This is a genomic window from uncultured Streptomyces sp., assembly GCF_947488945.1.
GTDB lineage: Bacteria > Actinomycetota > Actinomycetes > Streptomycetales > Streptomycetaceae > Streptomyces.
On record NZ_CANLBS010000008.1, the window covers coordinates 200,675 to 226,697 of the forward strand.

Consider the following 26,023-nt stretch of genomic DNA (forward strand, 5'->3'; position numbering starts at 1 on the left):
CCTGCCAAAGGGGGCAAACCTCCGGTGACCCGCATGCACGTGCGGGAGGTCGGGCACCAGTGGGAGGGTGCGACGGGGACAAACATCCCGTCGCGTGGGAATCCGTCTCTTTCAGCCCAGGAGTGTCCCTCCCATGCGTGTTCTCTCTCTCGTCTGCTCGCTCTCCCCGTCGCCCGCACGGTCCAGCAGCCACCTTCTCGCCGACCAGGTGACGAAGGAGTTCGACCGGCTCGGGGTGCCGGGCGACGTGGTCCGTGTCGCCGACCACGACGTACGGCCGGGGGTGGAGACCGACATGGGCGACGGCGACGCCTGGCCCGCCTTGCGGGAGAAGGTCCTCGCCGCGGACATCCTGATCCTCGCCACCCCCATCTGGCTCGGCCACCCGTCCAGCATCTGCCAGCGCGTGCTGGAACGCCTGGACGCGGAGCTGAGCGAGAGCGACGACGAAGGCCGGCTCCTCACCTACGGCAAGGTCGCCGGTGTCGCGGTCGTCGGCAACGAGGACGGAGCGCACAAGGTCAGCGCCGACCTGTTCCAGGCGCTCAACGACGTCGGGTTCTCACTGGCGCCCGGAGCCGTCACCTACTGGGTCGGAACGGCGATGGAGGGGACCGACTACCAGGACCTCGACGAGACCCCCGAGTCCGTGGCCTCCACCACGCGCACCCTCGCGGTCAACGCCCTGCACCTCGCCCGCCGGCTCGCCGCAGACCCCTACCCCGCTTCGTAGCGAAATCGACGCACGCAGCCGCCCGGAATCCGGCACGGCATCGGCGGGGCGGTCCGCGTGGGCACGCGGACCGCCCCGCGTGCCCACGCGGTCGGTGCCGTGGGGGGCACGGCCTCATGGACCGGACCGGCCGCAGCCACGTGCCGACGGTGCAATACCGGCACGTCAGGCGTTCTTGCGCACTTCTTCCTGCGCCTGCTCGTTCGGCGTCAGCGCGTCCGCCGCCTCTCCGTCTTCGTCGGCCCGCTCGCCGCTGGTCACATCGTCCGTCTCGGCGTCCTCGATCTCGCGCAGGACTTCGTCGGCCGCGCTGTCGGAGGGCTCGGCCGCGGGTTCACGGTTGTCGTTCATGTGTCTCCTCGTTCGTACGGGACCGTCGCCGTGGAGCGGGAACCGCCCGTCAGTCGGTCGGGGCTACGGTCGTGTTCTCCCGCCTACCCGGTGGGCGCGGAATGCTCACCCGTGAGCACACCCTCCATCTGACGGGCGCCCGGCGGCGGTGCGCCAGTCGGCGGCGTCCGAGCAGGTGGGGGAACGTGGGGGCGCAGGCAGCATGCGGACACACTCTCCCCGCGCTCGCCCCCACCGGCGTCACCGCCCGGCCGTCACCGCTCGGCCGCCAGGTTCATGTCCCCCCTGCTCGTTCCCGCCACGTCCTCCGTCTTCGGCGCGTCACGCCACGGGCGGGCGATCGGGCGGGACACCGCGCGCCACCACGGGTCGGTGGGCAGGGTGCCGGCGGGCTCGAAGGGCTCGCCCGGATGCGGGAACGCCACCGCTTGGGCCACCTCCTCGGCGGCGTCCTTCACCCACTCCCCCGGCTCCGCCCACGCGTGGGGGGCCAGGTTGAAGGTGCCCCAGTGGATCGGGAGCAGGACGCCGCCGGGGCGGCCGCCCTGGAGGTCCAGGTGGGCCCGGACGCCCTCGGCGGGGGTCATGTGGATGTCCGGCCAGTGCTCGGAGTAGGCGCCGAGCTGGATCATCGTGGCGTCGAACGGACCGTGCGCCTCGCCGATGTCCTTGAAGCCGGGGAAGTAGCCGGTGTCACCGCTGTGGTAGACGCGGTGGTCGGGGCCCGCGACGGCCCAGGAGGCCCACAGGGTGTGCTGCTGGTTGCGCAGCCCGCGTCCGCAGAAGTGGCGGGCCGGGGTGGCGGTGAGGGTGAGGCCGGAGACCTCGGTCGCCTCGTTCCAGTCCAGCTCTCGGATCCGGGCGACCGGGACGCCCCAGTGCTCCAGGTGCGCGCCCACGCCGAGCGGCACGGCGAAGACGGTCTCGGTGGCCGCCAGCGCGCGGATCGTCGGAAGGTCAAGGTGGTCGTAGTGGTCGTGCGAGATCACCACCACGTCGACGGCGCCGAGCGCCGCCAGCGGCAGCGGGGCCGGGTGCAGCCTCTTGGGCCCGGCGAAAGCGAACGGGGAGCAGCGCTCGCCCCAGACGGGGTCGAAGAGGACGCGTCGGCCGTCGATCTCCGCGAGGACGGTGGAATGCCCCATCCAGGTCAGCCGCATCCCGGAGGCGGGCGGCTCGGCCAGGTCGGCGAAGGTGGTGGGGTACACGGGAATGGTGCCGGAGGGCGCCCGGCGGGCGCGGCGCTCCTTGTCGAAGTAGACCTTGGCCAGGTCGAGCGCGGAACCGCCGGACGGGCGGGCCGAAGCGGCCACGGGGTTCTGGAACACGCCGTCGGCGAAGTTCGGCGAGCGCCTGATGCGCTCCATGCGCGCCCCGTCGGGGTCGGCGCCGAAGGCGTCGGTCCGCAGCGAGCGCAGCCTCGTGCGGAGGGGGATGAGCGGGGTTGGGCCGGTCACTGCATCTCCTGGGGGGTCGGTGTCGTACCGATTATGTGCTGATAGCACGCACATGCGTGGACCGGACCGTCATAGGGACGGCGGCGGCCGGTGCCGTGTACCCGCTGTCCGCGGATCGACCGGAGCCCACGGCGACGGGCCGCCGCTTCCCCACTGCCGCCGGGCGGCAGCGGTGCGGGCCGCCCCGGCCGGCGGCGGACCGGTGCGGCCGGGCCGTGTCAGGCACGCTGCGCCTGCCCGTACACGTGCTCGATGTGCAGGGCGAGGACGACCCGGCGGTCGCGGACCATCGCCCGGCGGTAGTCGTCCCAGTCGGGGTGCTCGCCCCGGACGTCGCGGTACAGCGCGACGAGCGCCTCGACCGTCGCGTCGTGCGGGTCCGCGGCGGGGGCGGTCAGTTCGGCGGTGCCCTCGACGACCGTGTACGCCCAGCGGTCGGCGCTGGTCACGTGGTAGCTCGCCCGCGGGTCGCGCCGCAGGTTGCGGGTCTTGGCCCGGTCCTCGGTGACGGAGACCCGGACGGTGCGCGCGACGGGGTCGTAGGCGTGGTTCACGTTGGACAGCTGGGGCCGGCCGTCCTTCTTCAGGGTCACGAGGACCCCGTCGTGGTGCGCGCCCACCAGGCGCAGCAGCGCCTCTTCCTGCCCGGACGACCCGGATTCGAATGACGTCATGCAACGGCAACGTCCTTACCCGCCACAGGATTCCGGCCCACCCCACGGGGGCGTGTGGGCTCGGCGTCCAAGCGCCGGTGCACGCCCGCGTGCGTCGGAAATGGCCCGGATCGACGCGACTTCACGGAATCTCCCCTACTGACCAACGATTCAGTAGTACGATCCGCTGACCGCACCGGGACGCGACCCGGCACGGTCCGCCACCGCATGCCCGCGCACCGTCCGCACCTCCTGCACAGCGCGCCCCGGCCGCCACCGGGAACGCCGACCACCGACGTGAATCCAGCGACCCGGGAGCCCCGCCCCATGACGACCACCGTGACCGCAGCACCCGCCCCTCTCATCTCCCTGACCTGGACGGATCATGTGACCGGCCACCGGGGCCACCTCGTCGTGGACCGCCTCGTGCGCGGAGTGTCCAGCGGCGGGCTGCGCATGCGGGAAGGCTGCACCCTGGACGAGGTGGCGGGCCTCGCGCGGGGCATGACGATGAAGGAGGCCCTGCACTTCGACGCCGACCGCGCCGGCGCCCGGTACCTCCCGCTCGGCGGGGCCAAGGGCGGCATCGACTGCGACCCCCGCTCCCCCGAGGCGTACGGGGTGCTGGTGCGCTACCTGAGAGCGGTGCGCCCCTACATAGAGAGCGTGTGGACGACCGGTGAGGACCTCGGGCTCACCCAGGACCTGGTGGACCGGGCCGCGGCGGAGGCCGGTCTCGTCTCCTCGATCCAGGCGGTCTACCCGCTCCTCGACGACGAGGTGACCGCCCGGACCCGGCTCGCCGACGCGTTCGGGCTGGCGGACGACGGGATCGGGCTCGACGAACTGGTCGGCGGATGCGGCGTCGCGGAGTCCGCCCTCGTGGCGCTGGACCGGGCTGGCATCCCCCACCGGGGCGCCAGGGTCGCGGTCCAGGGTCTCGGCACGATGGGCGGCGCCACCGCCCGCTTCCTGGCGCGGGCCGGGCTCACGGTCGTCGCGGTCGCCGACGTCAAGGGAACCGTCGCCAACCCGTCCGGGCTGGACGTGGAGGCGCTGCTCGCCGCGCGGGACGCGTTCGGCACCGTGGACCGGGGCGCACTGCGGGACGAGGACCAGGAGTTGCCGGCCGACGCGTGGCTCTCCGCCGACGCGGAGATCCTCGTGCCCGCCGCCGTCTCGTACGCGATCGACGCCGACAACCAGAAGCTGGTACGGGCCCGTTGGATCGTGGAGGCGGCCAACATGCCGGTGCTGCCGGAGGCCGAGGCGCTGCTCGCGGAGCGCGGCGTCACGGTGCTGCCCGACGTGGTGGTCAACTCCGGTACCAACGCCTGGTGGTGGTGGACCCTGTTCGGGGAGATCGGTGCGGACACGGAGGAGGCGTTCGCCCACGTCCGGGCGTCGATGCGTTCGCTCGTGACCACGATGCTGGTCCGCGCGGCCGCCTCGGGATGCACGCCGCGCGCCGCGGCCCACGCCCTCGTCGAGGAGCGGCTGCCGGTGATGGCCGAACGATTCGGCTGGTACCGCTGACGGACGGGGTTGCCGGCGACCACGCGCTCCGGACCGATCGGGGTCGGGTTTCCGCCAACACCCGTGCGCGACGGGCCGAACGGGGGCGCTCCGGGACGTACGGGGGCGCGCGGCCCCAGGCGCGCGCCGGCCCGGCGCACCACCCGCGGCTCTCCGGAGACGCGGGAAACGGGTCCCGGCTCCCCCGGCCCCGTTCATTGGCTAGGGTGACGGGGTGGGAAGAGTGCGGCTGAACGTGACGGAGCGACGCGAGGACCTGTTGCGCGCCGCCGTCGAGCAGATCGAGGTACGCGGTGTCTCCGCCGTGCGCATCGCCGACGTGGCGGCCGTGCTCGGGGTGAGCAACGCCCTGGTGCTGTACCACTTCTCCAGCAAGGAGAAGCTGGTCGCGGCGGCTTTCGCCTACGCGGCCGAAGCCGACCTCGCCCATCTACGCACCCTGTTGGGCCGCCGGACCAGCGCGGTCCGGCGGCTGCGCGACGCGGTCCGCTGGTACGCCCCCACGGGGCAGGCCAAGGGCTGGCGGCTGTGGATCGAGGGGTGGGCGGCCTCGCTGCGCGAACCGGCGCTGCGGGAGGTGGCCGGCGACCTCGACCAGCAGTGGAAGGCCGAACTGGCCGAGGTCATCGAAGAGGGCGCCGCCGCCGGCGAGTTCCACTGCGACGACCCGATGTCCGTCGCCTGGCGGCTCACCGCACTGCTGGACGGCTTGGCGGTCCAGATGACCTCGTACGCGGGTCCGCTGTCGCAGGCCACGCTGCTGGAGTGGACCGAGGACGCGCTCGCCCGCGAACTGGGCCTCGAACGCGCCGCGCTGAACGCCTGACAGGCTGACCGCCTGACGGCACGTGGCCGCGTGCCCGGCCGCCCGCCACGCCACGCGGCCTGTCTCCGCCCGCCCCGCCCCCGCCGGAGCCGCCCGGCCCGCTCCCCCCGCACCTCAGGTCTGGCGCACCGGTACGTACGCGTCGCCGGTGAGACCGAAGGTCCAGGCCACCCCCTCCCGCGCGGTCCGGGTCGCCGGGGGGACCCGCAGCCAGTAGGTGCGGTGGGTGCCGTCCGGTTCGGGGGTGGAGTTGACCACCTCGACCATCACGACGTCCTCGTCCTCGGCCATCGCGATGCGCCATAGGATGCCCGCCTCGTCCTGCTGGACCGGTTGCGCGCCGGACTCGGCGAGATAGCGCTCGTAGCCGTAGTACTCCAGCATCACGCGGCGCAGCTCCGCGTTCTCCTCCTCGCGGATCCGCTCGGGCGTCAGCGTGGCGAGTTCGCCGAGGAAGGCGGCCGGGACCGGCATCCCCCGCCAGGCGTACAGCGCGAATCCGTCGCGGTAGGCGAGGGCGGGGCCCTCTCCGTGGTCGAGCCGCCCGGCCTCGTCGCGGTGCAGCACCTCGGGGCGCTCGCTGATCACGACGGTCCGCTCGAAGGGCCACCACCAGCCGGCGTTCCGCGCCACCCGCGCGAGGCCGTCGAGGCGGCCGGTCCCGCCCTCGAAGGCCGCGAGCCAGGCCGCGTCGTGCTGGCCGAGCACCGCGTCGAGCAGCACCATCCGGACGGCCGGCTCGTCGGCCTCGTCCGGTGCGAGATCGGCGACCACGCCCGCGCGTATGCGTTCGGCCAGGGCCGAGGTGGTCTCCCAGAGCTGCGCCCCGGTGGCGGACCAGCGGGCGGACCAGCCGGCCGGCCCCAACGCGTCGTAGGCGCGCCGCCGTTCCTCGGCCCACGGCCGGGTGCGGACCTCCTCCCGCACGGAACGGCCCGGGTCCGTGAGCGCGCGCACCGCCCGCACGGCGCTCCTGGGCGAGTCCGCCCACACGATCCGGCCTGGCTCGGCCAGTCCGGCGTCCCGGTAGGCCCGGCGCACCCCCTCCTCAGCCGCCGCCCGGTCCGCCGCTCCCGTGGCCGCCGCCACGGACCGCCACTCGGTCACGTCCTGCATCGTCGTACCCCGTCCCCTCGTCGTACTCGATCGTCGTCCGCGCGTCCCCGACGCGCGCTGCTGTGCCTCTTGCGGCTGCGGCGTCCGCCGCCGGGCCCGCGGCCGGTCAGTCCGCGACCACGCGGAAGGCGCCCGGGGTGTACTCCCGCTGGCGCACGACCCGGAACCAGCCCTTCGGCAGGGGTATCGCCGCGTGCTCCTCGTGCACCACCCGCCCGCCGTCCGGGAGATGGAGCAGCATCGGTCCGAAGGGGCCGGCCTCCCGCATCAGCCGGCCGCGGCCCTGCACGGCGTGCGCGTGGCCGGTGACCTCGCCGAGCGCGAGCACCAGGCGGCCCCGCGCGTCCCGCTGTTCGCCCGCGGCCTCCAGGAAGTGCGCGGGCACCTCGGACTCCTCCACCGCCACGATCAGTACATCGCCCTGCCGGTACACGGACGTCTCCCCTCCGGCGCGGCACCCGGTGCGCTCGCGCCGGGAACAACGCTAGGCGGGGGGTCTGACAACGACCGGCCGAGCCGTCGCGCAGCCCCCGCAGGGCCGTTGCGGGGCGGCCCCGGGCGCGCGTGGTCCTGCGCGTCGGCACGGGCGTGCGGGCGGGCCGGCCCGGCCTCCGCGCCCCACCGACCCTCCCCGCGCGCCCCGTTGTCAGTGACGCTTGATAAACCTTGCGGCACCACTCGTCCTCAGCATCAGGAGTTCAGGGCCATGTCCGGTGTGGACAACCTCAGAGAGCTGCACGGCCTCCCCGTCGTCGACTTCGAGCACGGAGCCGACGGTTCCACGCTCCCCGCCGCGGACGCGGTCGCCTGGCGGGTGCGGGTGAATCCGTACGACGACGACGACCCGACCTGGGAGAAGGTCTTCGAGCGGTTCCTGGAATCGGTCGATCCGGCCGGAGTGCGGGCGCTGGTCGTCGGCCAGTGGGGCGAGTCGTACGAGGAGGACTCGTCGTACCCCATCGGGCTGATCGTCGCTGCGGCGGACCGGTTGACCTCGCTGGAGGCGGTCTTCATCGGGGACATGACGTACGAGGAATCCGAGATCTCTTGGATCCAGCAGTCGGACGTCACCGTGCTGCTCACGGCCTTCCCGCACCTGGTCGAGCTGGGCGTGCGCGGCAGTTGTGAGGGCGAGGAGGGGGAGTTGCGCTTCCCGCCCGTCGCGCACGCGGGCCTGCGGTCGCTCACCCTGGAGTCCGGCGGGCTGCCGGCCGAGGCGGTGCGGGGCGTGCTGGACAGCGACCTGCCCGCGCTGGAGAGGCTGGAGCTGTGGCTCGGCGTCTCCGGGTACGGCGGCACCACCGGGCTGCCGGACCTGGCTCCGCTGCTGTCCGGGACCCGATTCCCGCGCCTGGAACACCTGGGGCTGCGCAACAGCGAGATACAGAACGAGATCGCGGCGGCGGTGGCCTCGGCGCCCGTGGTCGCCCGGCTGCGCACCCTCGACCTGTCCAACGGCGTCCTCGGCGACGAGGGCGCGGCCGCGCTGCTGGAGGGCCAGCCGCTCACCCACCTCGACGTGCTGGATCTGCACCACCACTTCCTGAGCGAGGAGATGGAGGCGAGGCTGACCGCGTCGCTCGCCCCGCACGGGGTGCGCCTCGACCTCTCGGAGCGGAACAAGCCCTGGGGCGACGGCGGCCGCGCCAACCGGTACACGGCGGTGGCGGAATGAGCGCGACGTACGACATCGACCACCCGGAGTCCTTCCACGGGCTGCCCGTCTTCACGCTGCCCGCCCCCGGGGAGCCGGTGCCGCCCGGCGGGCTGCCGGAGCCTGGGAGCGTGGCCTGGCGGCTGGAGTGCGCCGGATACGACTCCGCCCAGGACTTCGGCACCCTCTGGAAGCACTTCGCCGACTCGGTGGACCGCTCGCGGGTCTGGGCGCTGCTGATCGGCCCGTGGTGGGACGGGGAGTACAGCGGCTTCCGTCCCGTGGTCGACCTGCTGGTGGCGGACGCGGACCGGTTCCCGGCGCTGCGGGCACTCTTCCTCGCCGACGTGGTCAGCGAGGAGTGCGAGCTGTCGTGGCTCCAGATGTGCGACGTCACGCCGGTGTTCGAGGCGTACCCGCTGCTGGAGGAGGTCACGGTCCGCGGGTGCGGGGGCCCCGGCCCGTCGGACGAGAAGCTGCGGCTGCGGCCGTTCCGGCACGGGGCGCTGAGGACGCTGCGGTTCGAGTCCGGCGGCCTGCCGGGCCATGTGGTGCGGGCGCTCGGCTCCTGCGAACTCCCCTCCCTGGAACGGCTGGAGCTGTGGCTGGGAGTGGACTGGTACGGCGGTGACACGACCGTCGACGACCTGCGGCCGCTGCTCGCGGGCGGGCTCTTCCCCCGCCTGCGCCACCTGGGCCTGCAGAACAGTGAGATCCAGGACGAGATCGCGGCGGCCCTGGCGTCGGCGCCGGTGGTGGCGCAGCTGGAGTCGCTGTCGCTGGCGATGGGCACGCTGACGGACGCGGGCGCGGAGGTGCTGATCGGGGGGCAGCCGCTGAGCCATCTCGCCCGGCTGGACCTCTACCACCACTACGTCGGGGAGGCGGTGCTGGGCCGCCTGAGGGATGCCAGCGCGCCCGCGGTCGTCGAGGCGGATCCCGGCGACACGGACGACTGGGACCCTGAGGACGAGGACGACATGCGCTATGTCGCCGTCGGTGAATGAGGACGGGCCGCGCTTCGCGGTCGTCGGGAACCCCGGCAACCGCCGCGTCGGCTTCTTCCGGGAGGCGGTGCGCGCGGCGGGGCTCCCCGACGCCCGGGTGGTGCCGTGGCGGGAGGTGCTGACGGGCGGAGCCGGGTTCCTGCCGGGCGAGCTGGTGCGGCTGGACTCGCCGGGCGAGGACGCCGAGGTGGACCGGCTGCTGCGCGGCGTGGACGATCCCGCCCGGGTGGAGGGGTCGGGCCGCTGGTACGCCTCCTTCCTCGACGGGGTGAGCGTGGTGGCCCGAGCTGCGGCGGCGGCCGGCGCCCGGATGCTCGACGGCCCGGACGACCTGGCGGTGCTGTTCGACAAGCGGCTGTGCCACGGGGTGCTGGACACCGCCGGGGTGCCGGTGCCGGCGTCGCCGACCTCCGGTCCGGAGGCGGCGGTGGTCCGGGACTGGTCGCACGTACGGGAGTTGCTCCGGGAGCACCGGATGCCACGGGCGTTCGTCAAGCCGGCCCACGGCTCCTCCGCCTCGGGGGTGCTGGCGCTGGAGACCGCGGGACCGGGGCGGGTGCGGGCGACCACGTCGGTGGAGCGGGACGCGCAGGGGCGGCTCTACAACTCCCTGCGGGTGCGCAGGTACACCACCGAGCACGAGGTGGCGGCGATCGTCGACGCGCTCGCGCCGGACGGGCTGCACGTCGAACGCTGGCTGCCGAAGGCGGCCCAGCGGGGGCGGGTGGCGGACCTGAGGGTCGTGGTGGTGGCCGGCCGGGCGACGCACGCCGTGGTCCGCACGAGCCGGACCCCGATGACCAATCTGCACCTGGGCGGGGCCCGCGGCGATCTGGACGAGGTGCGGGCCGCTGTCGCGGCGGTGGGCGGGTGCTGGCGGGATGCGCTGGCGGTCTGCGAGCGGGCCGCGGCCTGCTTCCCCGCCACCCTGTGCGTGGGCGTCGACCTGCTTCCGGGCACCGGGTGGCGGCGGTTCGCCGTCGGCGAGGTCAACGCCTTCGGCGACCTGCTGCCGGGGCTCACCGGCCTGCCCGGAAGCGGTGCCGAGCGGTGGAACACGTACGAGGCGCAGGTGGCCGCCGTACGGGAACGAACGACGACGACGAGGAACGACCGTGCTGTCCCGACCCCCTGAGACCCCGGCCGGCCCGGCCGGCGTACCGCCGGAAGGCACTGCGCCCCCCGCGCCCGACATGAACGAGGTGGTGGGCCGGGACGATCTGCTGCTCGTCACGCTGGACACCCTGCGGTACGACGTGGCGGCCGAGCTGGCCGCGGCCGGCCGCATCCCGCACCTGGCCCGTCATCTGCCCGGTGGGGTGTGGGAGAAGCGGCACGCGCCGGGGAGCTTCACCTACGCCTCCCACCAGGCGATCTTCGCGGGCTTCCTGCCGACGCCGGCGTCCCCGGGACCGCATCCGCGGCTGTTCGCCGCCCGGTTCGGCGGCAGCGAGACGACGGTGGGCCGCACCTTCGTCCACGACGCGCCGGATCTGGTGTCGGCCCTGGCGGACGCCGGTTACCGCACCGTGTGCATCGGCGGGGTCGGCTTCTTCAACAAGCAGGCGCCGCTGGGGTCGGTGCTGCCCGGGATGTTCCGGGAGAGCCACTGGGAGCCCGGCTTCGGCGTGGCGTCGCCCACGTCGTTCGAGGCGCAGGTGACCCGGGCGGAGGAGGTCGTCGCCGCGCTCCCCGCCGACGAGCGGCTGTTCCTCTTCGTCAACGTCTCCGCGCTCCACCAGCCGAACTGGTTCCATCTGCCGGGCGCCACCCCGGACGCCGGGGACTCGCGGGCCACCCACGCGGCGGCCCTGGAGTACGTCGACCGGCACATCGGGCGGCTGTTCGCCGCCGCGAGCAGCCGGCGCCGGTGCTTCGCCATCGTCTGCTCCGACCACGGCACCGCCTACGGCGACGGCGGCTACACCGGCCACCGCCTCGGCCACGAGGCCGTGTGGACCGTGCCGTACGCCCACTTCTTCCTCGAACCGGGGGCCTGAACCGACCATGACCGACACCCTCGCCGCTCCCCCCGTCCGCCCGTACCGGAGCTACGTCTACGCCTACCCGCACAAGACGGCCTACCGTCCGCTCGACGACCGGCCGGCCCTGCGGGAGCTGTGGGCTGCCGAGCCCAAGGAAGCGCTCTCGCTGTACGCGCACATACCGTTCTGCGAGGTCCGCTGCGGATTCTGCAACCTCTTCACCCGGATCGGTGCTCCCGACGAGCTGACCGGCCGTTACCTCGACGCGCTGGAGCGCCAGGCGCTGGCGGTGCGTGAGGCGCTCGGCGACGACGGGCCGGTGCGGTTCGCCGCGGCGGCGTTCGGCGGGGGTACGCCCACCTTCCTGACGGCGGGCGAGCTGGAGCGGCTCTGCGACATCGCGGAGAAGCGGATGGGCGCCGACCTGCGGGCGGTCCCGCTGTCCGTGGAGACGTCCCCGTCGACGGCGACGGCGGACCGGCTCGCGGTGCTGGCCGACCGGGGCGCGACCCGGATCAGCATCGGGGTGCAGAGCTTCGTGGACGCGGAGGCCAGGGCGGCGGTGCGTCCCCAGCGGCGGGCGGAGGTCGAGGCCGCGCTGGGCCGGATCCGGGACGCGGGGGCGCCGGTCCTCAACATCGATCTGATCTACGGCATCGACGGGCAGACCGGGGAGAGCTGGCGGGCCTCGCTGGACGCGGCGCTGGCCTGGCGCCCGGAGGAGCTGTACCTGTACCCGCTGTACGTGCGCCCGCTGACCGGCCTCGGCCGGCTCACCGGCGCGGCGGCCCCCGTCGCCGGTACGGTCGCCGGAGATCCCGCCGGGGCCGCGTGGGACGAGCAGCGGCTGCGGCTGTACCGCTCCGGGCGGGACCATCTGCTGGCCAACGGCTACACCCAGGTGTCGATGCGGATGTTCCGGCGGGCCGACGCCCCGCAGGAGGGTCCGGACGACTACGCGTGCCAGACCGACGGGATGATCGGCCTGGGTTGCGGCGCCCGCTCGTACACCGCGTCCCTGCACTACTCCTTCGACTACGCCGTGGAGATGCGGGAGGTACGCGGCATCATCGACCGGTTCACGCGGACCCGGGACTTCTCGCGGGCCGAGGTGGGCCGGTACGTCGACGCCGGCGAGGCCCGCCGCCGGCATCTGCTGCAGTCGCTGCTCCAGGCCGGGGGGATGGAGACGGCGGAGTACCGGACCAGGTTCGGCACGGATCCGGGCGCGGACTTCGGACCGGAGCTGGAGCGGTTCGCGGCGCGCGGCTGGCTGGACACGGCGGCCGGGCCGGAGGTGCTGCGGCTGTCGCCGGAGGGCCTCGCGTACTCCGACGGGCTCGGCCCCGAGCTGTTCTCCCCGGCCGTGCGGGCGGCGATGGCCGCGTACGAGGCGAAGTGAGCGGCGGCGTGGAGCTGACCCTCCTCTACCGGGGGCCGCTGGCCTCCTGCGACTACGACTGCCCTTACTGCCCGTTCGCCAAGCGGCGCGACAGCGGGCCGCGGCTCGCCGCCGACCGGGCGGCGCTGGAGCGGTTCGTCGGCTGGGTGGCGGGACGGACCGGTGACCGGATCTCGGTGCTGTTCACCCCGTGGGGCGAGGCGCTGGTGCGGTCCTGGTACCGCCGGGCGCTGGTGGAGCTGTCCCGGATGCCGCACGTGGCACGGGTGGCCGTCCAGACCAATCTGAGCGGCCGCACCGGGTGGCTGGCGGAGGCCGACCGGGACCGGGTCGCCCTGTGGTGCACGTACCACCCCGGCCAGACGCCGTACGAACGGTTCCTCGGCAAGTGCCGGGAGCTGACGGGGCTCGGGGTGCGGTACAGCGTGGGCGTGGTGGGGTTCGAGGAGCACTTCGCGGAGGCCGGCCGGCTGCGGGCGGCGCTGCCGCGGGAGGTCTATCTCTGGGTGAACGCCGCCGAGGGCCGGAGCTACACGGACGCGGAGGCGGACCGCTGGACGTCACTGGACCCGCTGTTCCCGTACAGCCGTCATCCGCACCGCTCGGCGGGGCTGCCCTGCCGGACCGGTGAGTCGGTGGTCTCCGTCGACGGCGACGGCACCGTCCGGCGGTGTCACTTCGTCGCCGAGGAGCTGGGCAATCTGTACGACGGGAGCTATCGCGCGGCGCTCGGTCCGCGGGGCTGTCCCCGTGACGTCTGCGACTGCCACATCGGCTATGTGCACCTGGAGTCGCTGCCGCTGTACGACGTGTTCGCGGGCGGGGTGCTGGAGCGGATACCGGGCCGGAGCACGGGGGCCGGCGGGCCGGGGGGCGGGGCGGCGGAGGCCGTGCCGCCGGGGTCCACGCCGCCGGGCGGGCCCGTGGAACGGGGCCCGTCGCGGCGTGCACTGCTTCCGCTGCTCCCGTCGGGGTCCGGACCGGACCGGGGAGCGCGGGGATGCGCGGCACCGGAGGGGTGCCGGGCGGGGTGAGCCGGGGCGGCCCGGCGGTGCGGAGGGGGCGGCTCAGAGCGGCAGCAGGTCCGGGCGCTTCGCGGCGGCGTGGTCGCCGGAGGACTCGCCGCGCAGCCGCCTGCCGATCCACGGCACCAGGTGCTCGCGGGCCCACTGGATGTTGTCGCGCCGCACCTCGAAGCTGCCGCGCTGGGCCTGCGGCGGCCATGCCTGGTCCGGGTCCGCGGGGACCGCGATGCCGAGCACCTGCGCCGCGCGGAGCGCGACCCGGGTGTGGCCCTCGGCCGACAGGTGGAGCCGGTCGGCGTCCCAGGCCCGGCGGTCCTGCACGGAGCGCAGCGACCAGAGGTCGAGCACCGGGCAGTGGTAGCGGTCGGCGATGGCCCGCAGGTGCACGTTGTAGGTGGCGATCTTGCCGCGCATGTGGCGCAGGACCGGCACCCCGCGGGTGTCGAAGCCGGTGGTCACCATCACCGTGCCGACGGCCTGGGTGAGGTCGGCCACCGCGCGCTCGAAGCGTTCGGCGAGATCGTCGGGGTCGGTGCCGGGACGGATGATGTCGTTCCCGCCGGCGCAGAAGCTCACCAGGTCCGGTGCGAGCTCCTTGGCACGGGGAACCTGCTCCTCGACGATCTGGTCGAGGAGCCTGCCGCGTATCGCGAGATTGGCGTACCGGAAATCACCGTGGGGGGAATCCCCGAGGGCCGGGGCGGGGGCGGGGAGCTGGTCCGCCAGCAGGACCGCGAAACGGTCCGCCCACCCTACGTAACTCCCGTCGGGACCGGGGTCGCCGACTCCTTCGGTGAAACTGTCGCCGATCGCCGCGTACGACCCGATGGGATTTGCTTTTCTGATGCTCGAATCGTCTGCCACAGCAAGATATCTTGCACCGTGGATTGTGACCTACGCGACCGTAATAGGGGGTTGACTGGTGGTGAGATAGACCACCCGGTCAGTTTTTGGTAAAGCCGGAATAAGGAGAAGGGGCGGCGCTTTCGCGCCGCCCCTTCTGCCGTTCACCGCCCCGCGCGGTCATTCACCGTCCGGGCCGGACCGGGTCGTGGGCCGTCTCAGATGGAGACGCCGTGCGACCGGAGGTAGGCGATCGGGTCGACGTCCGAGCCGTAGCTCGGGGTGGTCCGGATCTCGAAGTGGAGGTGCGGGCCGGTGGAGTTTCCGGTCGAGCCGGAGAGTCCTATCTGCTGGCCGCCGGTGACGGTGTCGCCGGCCGAGACGTTCAGCGAGGACTGGTGGGCGTACTGCGAGTACATGCCGTCGGCGTGCTTGATGACGACCTCGTTGCCGTACGAGCCGCTCCAGCCGGCCGAGACGACGGTGCCCGGACCGATGGCGCGGACGACGGTGCCGGAGGCGGCCTGGAAGTCCGAGCCGGTGTGGTAGCCGCTGGACCAGCTCGAACCGGAGGCGTGGTACTGGGTGGTGACCGTGGCGTTGGCGACCGGGGTCGTCCAGCCGGAGCTGTCGCTCTCGGCGGAGGACGAGGTGGACGCCGCGGTCTCGGCGGTGGCCGCGGAGGAGGCCGGGGCGGACTTCGCGGCGTCGTCCGAGGAGGTCTCGGCCCCGGCGGACGCGGCCGCGTCGGCGGAGGAGGTGTCCGCCGGGGAGGAGGGCGCCGAGGAGGACGGGGAAGCGGCGGCGCCGGCGGAGCCGAGCGTCAGCTTCATGCCCGGGAAGATCAGGCTCGGGTTTCCGCCGACGACCTCACGGTTGTCCTGGTACAGCTTCTGCCAGCCACCCTTGATCTTCTTCTCGGCGGCGATCTTCGCCAGGTAGTCGCCGTGGACGACCGTGTAGGTCTTCGCGGCGGACTGGCCCTTGGCGACCGTGGTGGCCTGGACCGACTGCGCGGCCGAGGTCGCGGGCTTCTCCGCGGCGTTCGCGCCGGTGGCGGCGAAGAGCGGGAGAGCCAGGACGGCGCCGCCGGCTCCTGCGGCGATGACGCCGCGGGCGATCGGGCCGGTGTTCTTACGACGGTGCTTACCCGAGATGGGCATGGAGTGATTCCTCTCCTTCGCCTACGAGGTGAGCTGTCGGGTTCGGGCTGGAGATGCCCGGCCGCGCTGGACGCGACTTCACCCCTAGCCGTCCGGACGAGTGCCGGGCGGCGGCTTACCTGGGTCCCCCGCTCCTGCCACGCGTGGGTTGGGTTTTCGGATTCCGGGCGGCGGCAGGATTAGGCGGTCCGTCCGGATTGAGGGTGAACGTAATCGAGCCATGTCGAGCGGAACAAGCCATTGGTCCCGCCACGGAATCCATTGGTCCCCCACGCCGCAGATCCGCCGTCACTGTCCGTGGATTACGGATCTTGGCTTTCCGTACCAGCTCCGGCCGGAGCCCCGGCCGCACCGGCACACACCGTGACTGATATGAGCCCGCTCACGATTCATCCACCATCTGACGCCTAAGTAGACGATGTTGTGCAAAATGCTCTCAATTCGGACATGGCAGGCCATTGTTCGTGACGGATGCTCAGTTGCTGCAGCTCAGATGGCATTAAACGCACATGAATCGACCACCGCTCATGGTGTCGAACCTGTCCGGAGAGGGCGGGGAGCCATGTCGTATCGTCACGAGCGAGCCGCCGTCGGCGAGCAGAGCCGACGGGCCCGACCCTCCAGGAGCCGATGTGACGCAGGTGCCGCAGGTCCCGCCGACCGAGTCCGAGCTGACCGGGGTGCGCAACTTCCGCGACGTGGGCGGCCTGCCGACCACGGACGGACGACGGGTACGGCGCGGACGCCTCTACCGCAGCGGTCACCTGGCGCACGCCACCGCCGAAGACGCTCTTCTTCTCGGCCGCCTCGGGCTGCACACCGTCTTCGACTTCCGCAATTCCGCCGACCTCAAGCTCGACGGCCGGGACGTGGAACTGCCCGGCGTGCGGAACGTGAACATCCCGCTCTCCGACCCGGCGGACGGCGCGGGCTTCTGGCGGATGGTGCGCGACGGCGACCTCGACCAGCTCCGGTCGATCCTGGCCGACGGCAAGGGCACGGCACGGATGGTGAACTCGTACCGCGCGATGATCACCGACCGCACGGCCGAGCACAGCAGGGTGCTGCACGCCCTGGCGGAGGACAGCGTCCCGGCCCTGATGCACTGCGCCGCGGGCAAGGACCGGGCGGGCCTGACCATAGCGATCTGCCTGCTCGCCGTCGGAGTGGGCCGCGAGGCCATCGAGGAGGACTACCTCAAGTCCAACGACCCGCACCGCCGCTACCGGGTGCGCCGCAGCGACCCCTCGGCCGCCGCGACCTCGCCCGAGGTGATGGAGCTGCTGAGCCCGCTCTTCGGCGCGCACGTCGAATACCTCGACGAGGCGTTCAGCGCCATCGACGACACCTGGGGCGGCACCGAGCGCTACCTCTCCGAAGGGCTCGGGCTCGCGCCCGCGACGCGGGAGCGGCTGCGCGAACGGCTGCTGGACGAGGCGTAGCGCGACCGGGCGGCCGCGCGTGCGGCCGCCCGCTCCTCCTACCGGTTGCCGCCGGCCACCGCGAAGAGGATGTAGAGGAACGCCGCGACGACGTGTCCGGCCACGAGGTAGGCGAAGAGCCTGATCACCAGGCCGCGCGGCATCTTGCTCTCGTGGGTGTCCTTGGCGGCGGGGCGCCTGGGGGTGAGCGGGTCGTAGTGCTCTGAATCGGACATGACAGTCCTCTCTGGGGCCGGTACGGGCCGGGCCTCCGGCTTCAGCGCCGGTGGGTCGCGGCGCCGAGGCAGAGCTCGGCGGCCGGGCTCTGCAGCAGGGTGTGGACGAACAGCAGTTCGCAGCCCCGCGGTTCGGCGGCGGCGATGCGGTGCGGGGTGAGCGAGTCGAAGTGGGCGCTGTCGCCGGGGCCGAGGTCGTGGGCGGACTCGCCGAGCACGATCCGCAGCCGGCCCTCCAGCACGTACAGCCATTCCTCGCCGGGATGGACCCTGACCAGGTCGCCCTGCACGCCGAACGGCACCCGGACCCGCAGCGCCTGCATGGCCCGCCCCGGCCCGCCCGCCTGCCGGTACATCCAGCCGTCGGCCTCGGCCCCCTCGAACCGACCGCCGCGCACGATCGCGTCACGTTCCGGGGGGATCTCGCCCAGCAGTTCGGAGACGGTCGTACCGTAGACACGGGCGAGGCCCAGCAGCATCGGCAGTGAGGGCTGGCGGTTGCCGGTTTCGAGCCGGGAGAGGTGCGCGGGCGAGAGCCCGGCCCGCCCGGCCGCGGCCTCCAGGGTCAGGCCGCGGCCGCGCCGCAGGTCACGCAGGCGCGGAGCGACGCCGGGAAGGTCGTCGGCCGCCCCTCCGTCGGAAGGATTCATGCTCCCATTGGGCCCGAATCTTTCCTCCGGGGCAAATTTCTTACCCGTGAGGCAAAAGGCGTCCTGGCGCCGCCCCGGGCGCTCAACGCTGGGCGACCGCCTGCTTGACCAGCGTCCGGCCGAAGTCCCACATCAGCCCACCGCCGTCGTGCGCGTCATCCATCACCGAGGTGAACGCCGCCGTGAACCGCTCCACGTCGGCCTCGTCGACGACGAGCGGCGGAATCAGTTTGATCACTTCGAGATGGTCGCCGGACACCTGGGTGAGGATGCGGTGCTTCTGCAGCAACGGCACCACCACCATCTGCGCGAACAGCCCTTGGCGGGCCGCCTGGAGCATGGTCCACCGGCCGCGCAGCTTCAGCGACGAGGGCCGGCCGAACTCGATGCCGATCATCAGCCCCCGCCCCCGCACCTCGTGCAGCAGCTCGTACCGGTCGACCAGGGCGGTCAGCCGGTCGCGCAGCAGGTCACCGGTGCGGCGGGCGTGGGCGACGGTCTCCTCGTCCTCCATGACGCTGAGCACCGCGAGGCCGGCGGCCATCGCCTGGGCGTTGGACCCGAAGCTCGCCGAGTGCACCAGGACCCGGTCCATCGAGGAGTAGACCTTCTTGAAGATCCAGTCCTTGCCGACCGTCGCGCCCACCGGGACGTACCCCCCGGAGAGCGCCTTGGCCACACAGATCAGGTCGGGCTCGACGCCGTCCTCGTGCTGGTAGGCGTAGAAGTCGCCGGTCCTGCCGAGGCCGGTCTGCACCTCGTCGGCGATCAGCAGCGCCTTGTGGTGGTGGAGCATTTCCTGCGCCTGGCGGAGGTAGCCCGGCGGCGCCGCGTACACCCCCTTGCCCTGGACGGGCTCCACGATCAGCGCGGCGACGTCGCCGCGCTTCAGCTCGCGGCGCAGGGCGTCGAGGTCGCCGAGCGGGACCGCGGTGTCGGGCAGCAGCGGGGCGAAGCCGTCCCGGAAGCCGCCCTCACCGTTGACGGAGAGCGCTCCGGTGGTCAGCCCGTGGAAAGCGTGGTCGCAGTAGAGGATCCGGGGCCTGCCGGTCGCGAAGCGCGCGAACTTCAATGCCGTCTCGACGGCCTCGGTGCCGCTGTTGCCGAAGAACACCCGGTCCAGGTGCGGGCTGTGGGTGAGCAGCTTCTCGGCGAGCAGGCCGGGCAGCGGCTGGCAGTCGAAGCGGGTGAGGTCGGCGAGCGAGGCGTCCAGCACGTCGTGCAGCGCCTTGCGGACGACGGGGTGGTGGCGGCCGAGGCCCATCACGCCGAAGCCCGCGAGCATGTCGAGGTAGTCGTTGCCGTCCGCGTCCCAGAAGTGGGCGCCCTCGGCGCGCTCGTAGACCTTGTCGAAGCCGATGGTGTGCAGCATCCGCGGAAGCTGGTGGTTCAGGTGGCGCGCGTGCAGCTCATACCGTTCGGCGCCGCGTTCGGCGAGCAGCCGGGTCAGGTCGAAGCCCTTCGGTCCGTCGTCCGTCATCTCCCGCTCTTCCTCCTCGTCGTCCGCCGCCATCGTGCCGCCCACGCCCGTGGTGGGGCGCGGGCGGCACCGGGGTCAGCGGTTGGCGCCGATGGTCTCCCGCGCGGCGCGCAGCGACTCCTTCAGCGACCCCATGGTGGCGAGCACCGCGGTCGGCTCGTAGCCGCAGTGCGCCATGCAGTTGGCGCAGCGCGGGTCCTTGCCGCGGCCGTACTTGTCCCAGTCGGTCTCCTCGACGAGCTGGCGGTACGTGGGGACGTACCCGTCGCTCATCAGGTAGCAGGGGCGCTGCCACCCGAAGAGGGAGTAGTTGGGAATGGCCCAGGCGGTGCACGCGAAGTCCGCCTTGCCCTCCAGGAAGTCGAGGAACAGCGGTGAGTGGTTGAGGCGCCAGCGCGCCCGATTGCCGCCGGCGAAGGACTTCTTGAAGAGTTCGCGGGTCTGCTCGACGCCCAGGAAGTGTTCCTGGTCGGGCGCCTTCTCGTAGGCGTAGGCGGGCGAGATCATCATCTCGTCGACTTTGATCTCGTCGTTGAGGAAGTTGAGCACCTCGATGACCGTCTGCGGGGTGTCGGTGTTGAAGAAGGTGGAGTTGGTGGTGACCCGGAAGCCGCGCCGCTTGGCCTCCCGCATGGCCGCCACGGCCTCGTCGAAGACGCCTTCCTTGGCCACCGATTCGTCGTGGCGCTCGCGCAGACCGTCGATGTGCACGGCGAACGCGAAGTAGGGCGAGGGGGTGAACTTGTCGAGCTTCTTGCGCAGCAGCATCGCGTTGGTGCAGAGGAAGACGTACTTCTTCTTCGCCACCAACTGGCGGACGATCTCGTCGATCTGAGGGTGCATCAGCGGTTCGCCGCCGGCGATGGAGACCATCGGCGCGCCGGATTCGAGGACGGCGCCGACGGCCTGGGCGACGGGCATGCGCTGCTTGAGGACGCCGGCGGGGTGCTGGATCTTCCCGCAGCCCTCGCAGGCGAGGTTGCAGGCGAACAGCGGCTCCAGTTCGACGATCAGCGGGAACTTCTCACGCTTGCGGAGCTTCTGTTCGGCAAGGTACGTCGCGACCTTGATGGTTTGACGGAGCGGCATGGCCATCTGGGCTCACCTCCTGGGGAGCAGCAAAGATCGGTGCCATTCATGAAATGCAGGAAGGACAGCACGAAGAACGCGGAATGCCGATATTCCACCGCGAACCGTGGCAATGCGGACGAGCTCATGCTCCGGAGCGTCCACGACCACCCGTACGGCCGCAACCGGGCGCGGTCCGTGGCGCAGGGCGGTACGGAGCGTGGCGGCGGACTCCATGTCCACCGCGATGGCCCCGCCGGCGCCGAGCGCGGCCCGTTCGGGGCCGCGCACCACGTGGTCGGAGCCGGTCAGGGGGCCGGTGTGCACGGTCCGGCCGGGCAGTGCCCTGGTCAGCGCCTCGACGAGCAGCGGGACGCCCGCGCAGGGGGTGACGGCGTCCCCTTCGCGGGTCTCCTCGGCGACCACCACGTCTCCGGGGTGCATGCCGGGGAGCAGCCCCGCGCAGAACCCGGCCGCGACGACCGCCCCGGGCACGAAGGTTCCCCCAGCGCCGGCCTGGGGGCCGCCGAGCACCCGTTCCAGGGCGGTCTCGGCGGCCTTGGGGCCCATGCCGGTGCGCACCACGCGGACCGGTGCGGCGGCGTCGCCGCGCCGGCCGCTGCGCAGGGCGAGCTGTTCGATGGTGAGCGCGCAGGCGACGAGCAGCGGCGCCGGGGGTCTGCCGGACCTCCGGGCGTCGCCCATCAAACCTTCCCCGGGTGTCCGGGCCGGCCGTCCGCAAGGGCGGCGAACGGGTCGCCGTGCACGTACCGGCCGAGCGCGGTCAGGGGGAAGACCTGCCGGTAGAGGTGGTAGTTGATGGAGAAGTCCCAGGGGAACCCGGTGCCGGTGAACCAGGGCTCGTCCCACGAGCCGTCGGCCCGCTGGGTGGCGGTCAGCCAGCGGACGCCGCGGGTGACGGCCTCGGTGTCGCGCTCCCCCGCGGCGAGCAGGGCGAGCAGGGCCCAGGCGGTCTGGGAGGCGGTGGACTCGCCGCGCCCGATCCATTTGGGCTCGTGGTAGGAGCGCAGGTCCTCGCCCCAGCCGCCGTCGGCGTTCTGCACCGACCGCAGCCAGTCGACCGCCCGGCGCACCGCGGGGTGGCCGGCCGGGATGCCGGCGGCGATCAGCGCGGGCACCACCGACCCGGTGCCGTAGACGTAGTTGACGCCCCAGCGGCCGAACCAGGCGCCGAACGGCTCCTGTTCGGCGAGCAGCCATTGGACGCCGCGCCTGGTCCGGGGGTCGTCGGCGCGGCCTTCGACGGCGAGCATCTCCACCACGTGGGCGGTGACGTCGGCGGACGGCGGGTCGATGACCTCGCCGAAGTCGCAGAACGGCAGCCGGTTGGGGAAGGGGCTGGTGTTGTCGGCGTCGAAGGCTCCCCAGCCGCCGCCGCGGGACTGCATGCCGAGGTTCCACCGCACGCCGCGGCGGACGGCGGCCTCGACCCGCTCCGGGTCCGGGTGGCGGACGCGGCGCAGTGCGAGCACCACCTCGGCGGTGTCGTCGATGTCCGGGTAGTTGTCGTTCTGGAACTCGAAAGCCCAGCCTCCCGGCGGGAGTTCGGGCTTGCGCACCGCCCAGTCCCCCGGTCTGCGGACCTCCTCGTCCAGCATCCATCCGGCCGCCGCGACGAGCGCCGGGTGGTCGGGGCTCACTCCGGCGTCGGCCAGCGCGACGGTGGCGAGGCAGGTGTCCCAGACCGGCGACTGGCAGGCCTCGATCATGCGGGCGCCGTCCTCCCGCCAGACCGCGAACCGGTCCAGCGACGCGAGGCCCGCGCGCATCACGGGGTGGTCGAGGTCGTAGCCGAGCAGGTGCAGGGCGATGACCGAGTAGACGGCCGGGGGCTGGATGCCGCCCCAGCAGCCGTCGTTCTCCTGGCGCTCGATGATCCAGCGGGCCGCGGAGTCCATCGCGAGCCGGCGGAGCCTGCGGGGGGCGACCTTGTGGTAGAGGTGCAGGCCCCGGTCGAGTCTTTGGAAGACACCGTCCCAGCTGACCAGCGGGGCGGGCCGGGCGGGCGGCACGGGCCGGGCCGGGTCGGTGTGCAGCTCGTCCAGCGGGAAGGGGGCGGGGCGGACCGGGCGTTCGGCGGAGACGACGGTCAGCGGCACGATCGTCTGACGGGCCCAGCAGCCGAAGTCGTAGATGTTGAGCGGCACCCATTTCGGGAAGAACATGAGCTCGGGCGGGAGTTCGGGGAGGTCGTCCCACTTCCACCAGCCGAACAGGGCGAGCCAGATGCGGGTGAAGACGCGGGACGCGGCGATGCCGCCGCGCTCCCTGACCCAGGCGGCGGCGCGTGCCATGTGGGGGGCGTCGGGCAGGTCTCCGGCCAGCCGGAGGGCCACGTACGCCTCGATGGTGGCGGAGAGGTCGCCGGGTCCGCCGTGGAAGGTGGCCCAGGTGCCGTCGGCGCGCTGTTCGCCGCGGATGAAGAGGGCGGCCGCGCGGAGGGTGTCGTCGTCCAGGATGGAGAGGAACTGACGCAGCAGCAGGTCTTCCGCGTCCATCGTGACGTTGGTGGCGAGGTCCCCCTTCCACCAGCCCTGGGGGTCCTGCCTGCCCAGCAGGTGCTCCACCGAGCGTTCGGCGGCCGTGCGGGCGGCGGTGAGGACGTCGTCGCCGGGAGGTCGTGCGTCGGGCGCCGCGGCGGTGCGTACCTCCTTCGGCGCGGCGCTGATCGTCGGGGTCACACGGCCCTCCGTCACCGCGCGGGGATACGCGGCCTCGGTGGATCCGTCGGTCGTCGCTGTCATGGTTTCCCCTTCGTGCAGTTCGGTCCTCTGCTGTGCTGGGGTCTGACGTCAGCCGGCGCCCGCGGGGCGCCGGCCGGCGACTGCGAGTCATATGCGAATGGTGATCATCTCTTTCGGACGACGACGAAGTCGGCGAGCGCGGTCAGCTGCGCCCGGACGTGGTGCGGCATGTCGACACCGTGCAGCGCCTCGATGGCGACCGCGTGCTGACGGCGTGCCTCCTGGGCGGTCCACTCGCGGCCGCCCGCCTCCTCGATGAGCGCCGCGCGGGCGGCGAACTCCTCTTCGGAGAAGCTGTCGAAATCCTTGCTCCCGGCGTCGGCGGAGAGCAGCTGCCCGAGGCGCTCGGAGGCCGGTCCCCCGGCGGCGAGGGCGGCGACGACCGGCAGGGACTTCTTGCGCTGCCGCAGGTCGCTCCAGGTCTGCTTGCCGGTGGACTCCGGGTCGCCCCAGATGCCGAGCAGGTCGTCGACGGCCTGGAAGGCGAGGCCGAGGTGGTAGCCGTACGCCTCCAGGGTGTCGGCGGTGCGGTCGTCGGCGCCGCCGAGCACCGCGCCGATGGAGACCGCGCAGGCGAGCAGGGCGCCGGTCTTGTTGCCCTCCATCTCCAGGCACTCCTCGACGGTGACCCGCTCGCGGTGCTCGTAGGAGATGTCCTGGGCCTGGCCGTCGATGAGCTTGCGGGTGGCGGTGGTCAGGCGGCGGGCCGCCCGGCCCGCCTCGACGGTGCCGAGCTCCAGCAGCACCTCGTTGGCCAGCGCGAACAGCGCGTCGCCGACCAGGATCGCCTGCGCGGGGCCGTGCACCTTCCACACCGTGTCGCGGTGGCGGCGCTGCTCGTCGCCGTCCATCAGGTCGTCGTGCAGCAGCGAGAAGTTGTGCACGAGCTCCACGGCGACCGCGCCGGGCACGCCGGTCTCGGCCGGGGCTCCGGCCGCCTCGGCGGACAGCAGGGCGAGGGCGGGGCGGACGGCCTTGCCGCCGTCGCCGTCGGCGGGACGGCCCTGGGCGTCGATCCAGCCGAAGTGGTAGGCCGCGACGGCGTCCATGGGCGGCGCGAGCCGCTCCACGGCGGCCCGCAGCACCGGCGCTGACAGGGCTCGTCCGCGCTCCAGAAGCGCGGTGACGTCCGCGGTGTCCGCCACGGTGTCGAAAGCCGGATTCGCCGGGGTCACTGACTCTCCTCTTGTTCCGGTGATCATGCTCATGCCGCCTCCTGCAGCGGATGTCTTTGGGGGCGTCCGAGCGCCGGGAGGGCGGTGCGGGCGGCCTCGGTGCCGCTGCGGACCGCGCCCTCCATCGTCGCGGGCCAGCCGGTGGCGGTCCAGGCTCCCGCGAGCGCCAGGCCGGGCAGCCGGGTCGCGGCGCCGGGACGCAGCCGGCCGACGCCGGGCGTGGGCGCGAAGGTGGCGGTGCGTTCACGGGTGACGAAGAAGTCGCGCACGCCGGCCCCGCGGGCGGCAGGGAAGAGACGTTCCAGCTCCGGCAGGTAGCGGGCGCGGAGTTCGGCGACCGGCAGGTCGATCTCGTCCTGCGCGGCGGACTGCGAGAGCGCCAGGTACTGGCCGCCGCCGGTGAGTCCGGAGGGCTCGGTGCGGTCGAAGACCCACTGCACCGGCGAGCCGAGCGCGGCGAAGAAGGGTCGCTTGAGGACCTTGCGGTCGTAGATCACGTGCACGTTGAGGATCGGGGCGTCCTCGATGTCCAGCAGCCGGTCCTGGTCGGCCAGGGCGCCGGCCGGCAGCAGGGCGTGGGTCTCGCGCTGCGGCACGGCCAGCACCACGGCCCCGGCCTCGAACCGCTCGGACTCCGTGGTCACCGACCAGCCGCCGTCGGCTCCCCGCTCCAGGGCGGTGGCCTTCGTACGCAGCAGGGTACGGACGCCCGCCGCGTCCAGCGCCTCGCGGGCGAGGGTGTCGTGCAGGGAGCCGAGCGGCACGGCGGCCCAGCCGATGTCGGCGGCACCGGGCTCGGAGAGCAGGCCGGTCTTGAAGACCTTGGCGGCGAGCGCCATGGAGACCTCCGGCGCCCGCGCGTTGAGGGTGGCGACGCCGACCAGGTCCCAGAGCGCCTCGACGGTCCGGGGCGACTGCCCGTGGCGGCGCAGCCAGGTGGCGAAGTCGATGTCGTCGAGCGCGGGGTCGGTCGGGTCCAGGCGGCCGAGCGCGAGCGCGGCGCGCCCCACCGACGCCTTCTCCGCGGGTGAGAGGTGCGGGTAGGCGGCGAGGCCGCCGGCCAGGTGCAGCGGGACGGGCAGGGCGGTGCGGCGGAGCCTGCCCAGGCGCGGCCGGGCCCGGCCCACGTCGAGGACGGGCACGTCGAGGCGGTCCTGGAGGGGGGCGAGGGCGGTGGCGCCGACGCGGTCGAGGAATCCGCGGTAGGCGGTGCAGCAGCGCAGGTAGACGTGCTGTCCGTTGTCGACGGTCAGGTCGCCGCGGCGGAACGAGAAGGCGAGGCCGCCGAGGCGGGGCCGGCCCTCCAGCAGGGTCACGTCGACTCCGGCGTCGGCGAGGCGGAGCGCGGCGGTGACGCCCGCGAGGCCGCCGCCGACGACGACCGCGCGCGCGGCGTGCGGGTGTGCGTCGGTCATGGCCACTCCTCTCGCAGGGTCGTCGCCCTCCAGATCGTCGCAGTCGGGGACGCACTGGGCCA

Annotated in this window: 25 protein-coding genes and 1 riboswitch; of the genes, 10 read left to right on the forward strand and 15 right to left on the reverse strand. The window is 73.1% G+C overall.

Features of this window, described 5'->3' with window-relative positions:
* Positions 1–133 precede the first annotated feature (133 nt).
* Positions 134–733, forward strand: a complete 600-nt coding sequence (locus Q0994_RS15390; RefSeq protein ID WP_299534537.1) for a flavodoxin family protein — start codon at positions 134–136, stop codon at positions 731–733.
* 165 nt (positions 734–898) lie between these two features.
* Here the strand turns inward: Q0994_RS15390 and Q0994_RS15395 are convergent, their stop codons facing one another.
* The 3 genes from Q0994_RS15395 to Q0994_RS15405 form a co-directional block, all read right to left on the reverse strand.
* A complete protein-coding gene (locus Q0994_RS15395; RefSeq protein ID WP_299534539.1) occupies positions 899–1,084 on the reverse strand; it encodes a hypothetical protein in 186 nt (61 codons plus the stop codon).
* A gap of 254 nt (positions 1,085–1,338) precedes the next feature.
* Complete coding sequence (locus Q0994_RS15400) at positions 1,339–2,541, reverse strand: MBL fold metallo-hydrolase (protein ID WP_299534541.1); 1,203 nt, start codon at positions 2,539–2,541, stop codon at positions 1,339–1,341.
* Positions 2,542–2,759: 218 nt separating this feature from the next.
* The gene (locus tag Q0994_RS15405; protein ID WP_299534543.1) at positions 2,760–3,215 is read right to left on the reverse strand and encodes a PPOX class F420-dependent oxidoreductase; all 456 of its coding nucleotides are present in this window, start codon (positions 3,213–3,215) and stop codon (positions 2,760–2,762) included.
* 306 nt (positions 3,216–3,521) lie between these two features.
* Between Q0994_RS15405 and Q0994_RS15410 the strand changes: the two genes are divergently transcribed.
* The gene (locus tag Q0994_RS15410) at positions 3,522–4,730 is read left to right on the forward strand and encodes a glutamate dehydrogenase (protein ID WP_299534545.1); all 1,209 of its coding nucleotides are present in this window, start codon (positions 3,522–3,524) and stop codon (positions 4,728–4,730) included.
* A gap of 235 nt (positions 4,731–4,965) precedes the next feature.
* On the forward strand, positions 4,966–5,556 hold the full coding sequence (locus Q0994_RS15415) for a TetR/AcrR family transcriptional regulator (protein ID WP_299534547.1): 591 nt from the start codon (positions 4,966–4,968) through the stop codon (positions 5,554–5,556).
* 114 nt (positions 5,557–5,670) lie between these two features.
* On the opposite strand, the gene Q0994_RS15420 is transcribed toward Q0994_RS15415, so the two are convergent.
* Both Q0994_RS15420 and Q0994_RS15425 read right to left on the reverse strand, forming a co-directional pair.
* A complete protein-coding gene (locus tag Q0994_RS15420) occupies positions 5,671–6,672 on the reverse strand; it encodes a DUF6745 domain-containing protein (protein ID WP_299534550.1) in 1,002 nt (333 codons plus the stop codon).
* Positions 6,673–6,778: 106 nt separating this feature from the next.
* Positions 6,779–7,105 (reverse strand): hypothetical protein, encoded by a 327-nt coding sequence (locus tag Q0994_RS15425; protein WP_299534552.1) that lies wholly within the window; start codon positions 7,103–7,105, stop codon positions 6,779–6,781.
* A 273-nt stretch (positions 7,106–7,378) separates the two neighbouring features.
* On the opposite strand from Q0994_RS15425, the gene Q0994_RS15430 reads away from it, so the two are divergent.
* The 6 genes from Q0994_RS15430 to Q0994_RS15455 are packed head-to-tail and all read left to right on the forward strand — an operon-like array spanning position 7,379 to position 13,754.
* The gene (locus Q0994_RS15430) at positions 7,379–8,347 is read left to right on the forward strand and encodes an STM4015 family protein (RefSeq protein ID WP_299534554.1); all 969 of its coding nucleotides are present in this window, start codon (positions 7,379–7,381) and stop codon (positions 8,345–8,347) included.
* Entirely contained in the window at positions 8,344–9,333 is a 990-nt protein-coding gene (locus Q0994_RS15435) for an STM4015 family protein (RefSeq protein WP_299534556.1), read from the forward strand. Before Q0994_RS15430 ends, Q0994_RS15435 begins: the two co-directional genes overlap by 4 nt.
* Positions 9,314–10,468 (forward strand): STM4014 family protein, encoded by a 1,155-nt coding sequence (locus tag Q0994_RS15440; protein ID WP_299534557.1) that lies wholly within the window; start codon positions 9,314–9,316, stop codon positions 10,466–10,468. The genes Q0994_RS15435 and Q0994_RS15440 overlap by 20 nt, the downstream gene beginning before the upstream one ends.
* Before the next feature lie 58 nt (positions 10,469–10,526).
* On the forward strand, positions 10,527–11,333 hold the full coding sequence (locus tag Q0994_RS15445) for an STM4013/SEN3800 family hydrolase (RefSeq protein ID WP_299534558.1): 807 nt from the start codon (positions 10,527–10,529) through the stop codon (positions 11,331–11,333).
* A 7-nt stretch (positions 11,334–11,340) separates the two neighbouring features.
* Positions 11,341–12,720 carry an STM4012 family radical SAM protein gene (locus Q0994_RS15450; protein ID WP_299534560.1) on the forward strand — a complete coding sequence of 460 codons (1,380 nt, stop codon included), beginning with the start codon at positions 11,341–11,343 and terminating at the stop codon, positions 12,718–12,720.
* 8 nt (positions 12,721–12,728) lie between these two features.
* On the forward strand, positions 12,729–13,754 hold the full coding sequence (locus Q0994_RS15455) for an STM4011 family radical SAM protein (RefSeq protein WP_299534562.1): 1,026 nt from the start codon (positions 12,729–12,731) through the stop codon (positions 13,752–13,754).
* A 33-nt stretch (positions 13,755–13,787) separates the two neighbouring features.
* Here Q0994_RS15455 and Q0994_RS15460 read toward each other — a convergent pair whose 3' ends face one another.
* The gene (locus tag Q0994_RS15460) at positions 13,788–14,609 is read right to left on the reverse strand and encodes an SGNH/GDSL hydrolase family protein (RefSeq protein WP_299534564.1); all 822 of its coding nucleotides are present in this window, start codon (positions 14,607–14,609) and stop codon (positions 13,788–13,790) included.
* A 197-nt stretch (positions 14,610–14,806) separates the two neighbouring features.
* Positions 14,807–15,751, reverse strand: coding sequence for a LysM peptidoglycan-binding domain-containing M23 family metallopeptidase (locus tag Q0994_RS15465; protein ID WP_299534567.1), 945 nt, complete (start codon positions 15,749–15,751; stop codon positions 14,807–14,809).
* A gap of 5 nt (positions 15,752–15,756) precedes the next feature.
* Positions 15,757–15,914: riboswitch (cyclic di-AMP (ydaO/yuaA leader) on the reverse strand.
* A 469-nt stretch (positions 15,915–16,383) separates the two neighbouring features.
* Here Q0994_RS15465 and Q0994_RS15470 point away from each other — a divergent pair.
* Positions 16,384–17,193, forward strand: a complete 810-nt coding sequence (locus tag Q0994_RS15470) for a tyrosine-protein phosphatase (protein ID WP_299534569.1) — start codon at positions 16,384–16,386, stop codon at positions 17,191–17,193.
* Between the two features lie 38 nt (positions 17,194–17,231).
* On the opposite strand, the gene Q0994_RS15475 is transcribed toward Q0994_RS15470, so the two are convergent.
* The 8 genes from Q0994_RS15475 to hpnE all read right to left on the reverse strand — a co-directional run bounded on the left by Q0994_RS15475 (position 17,232) and on the right by hpnE (position 25,961).
* A complete protein-coding gene (locus Q0994_RS15475) occupies positions 17,232–17,408 on the reverse strand; it encodes a DUF6126 family protein (protein ID WP_299534571.1) in 177 nt (58 codons plus the stop codon).
* Positions 17,409–17,449: 41 nt separating this feature from the next.
* Positions 17,450–18,058, reverse strand: coding sequence for a helix-turn-helix domain-containing protein (locus tag Q0994_RS15480; protein WP_299534573.1), 609 nt, complete (start codon positions 18,056–18,058; stop codon positions 17,450–17,452).
* An 82-nt stretch (positions 18,059–18,140) separates the two neighbouring features.
* Positions 18,141–19,538 (reverse strand): aspartate aminotransferase family protein, encoded by a 1,398-nt coding sequence (locus Q0994_RS15485; protein ID WP_299534863.1) that lies wholly within the window; start codon positions 19,536–19,538, stop codon positions 18,141–18,143.
* Between the two features lie 75 nt (positions 19,539–19,613).
* Positions 19,614–20,633 carry an adenosyl-hopene transferase HpnH gene (gene hpnH / locus Q0994_RS15490; protein WP_299534575.1) on the reverse strand — a complete coding sequence of 340 codons (1,020 nt, stop codon included), beginning with the start codon at positions 20,631–20,633 and terminating at the stop codon, positions 19,614–19,616.
* Between the two features lie 6 nt (positions 20,634–20,639).
* Positions 20,640–21,311 carry a 1-hydroxy-2-methyl-2-butenyl 4-diphosphate reductase gene (locus tag Q0994_RS15495; protein WP_299534578.1) on the reverse strand — a complete coding sequence of 224 codons (672 nt, stop codon included), beginning with the start codon at positions 21,309–21,311 and terminating at the stop codon, positions 20,640–20,642.
* Positions 21,311–23,371 carry a squalene--hopene cyclase gene (shc, locus tag Q0994_RS15500; protein ID WP_299534580.1) on the reverse strand — a complete coding sequence of 687 codons (2,061 nt, stop codon included), beginning with the start codon at positions 23,369–23,371 and terminating at the stop codon, positions 21,311–21,313. The genes Q0994_RS15495 and shc overlap by 1 nt, the downstream gene beginning before the upstream one ends.
* Positions 23,372–23,475: 104 nt before the next feature.
* A complete protein-coding gene (locus Q0994_RS15505) occupies positions 23,476–24,579 on the reverse strand; it encodes a polyprenyl synthetase family protein (protein ID WP_299534582.1) in 1,104 nt (367 codons plus the stop codon).
* Positions 24,576–25,961, reverse strand: a complete 1,386-nt coding sequence (gene hpnE / locus Q0994_RS15510) for a hydroxysqualene dehydroxylase HpnE (protein ID WP_299534584.1) — start codon at positions 25,959–25,961, stop codon at positions 24,576–24,578. Before hpnE ends, Q0994_RS15505 begins: the two co-directional genes overlap by 4 nt.
* Positions 25,962–26,023 lie beyond the last annotated feature (62 nt).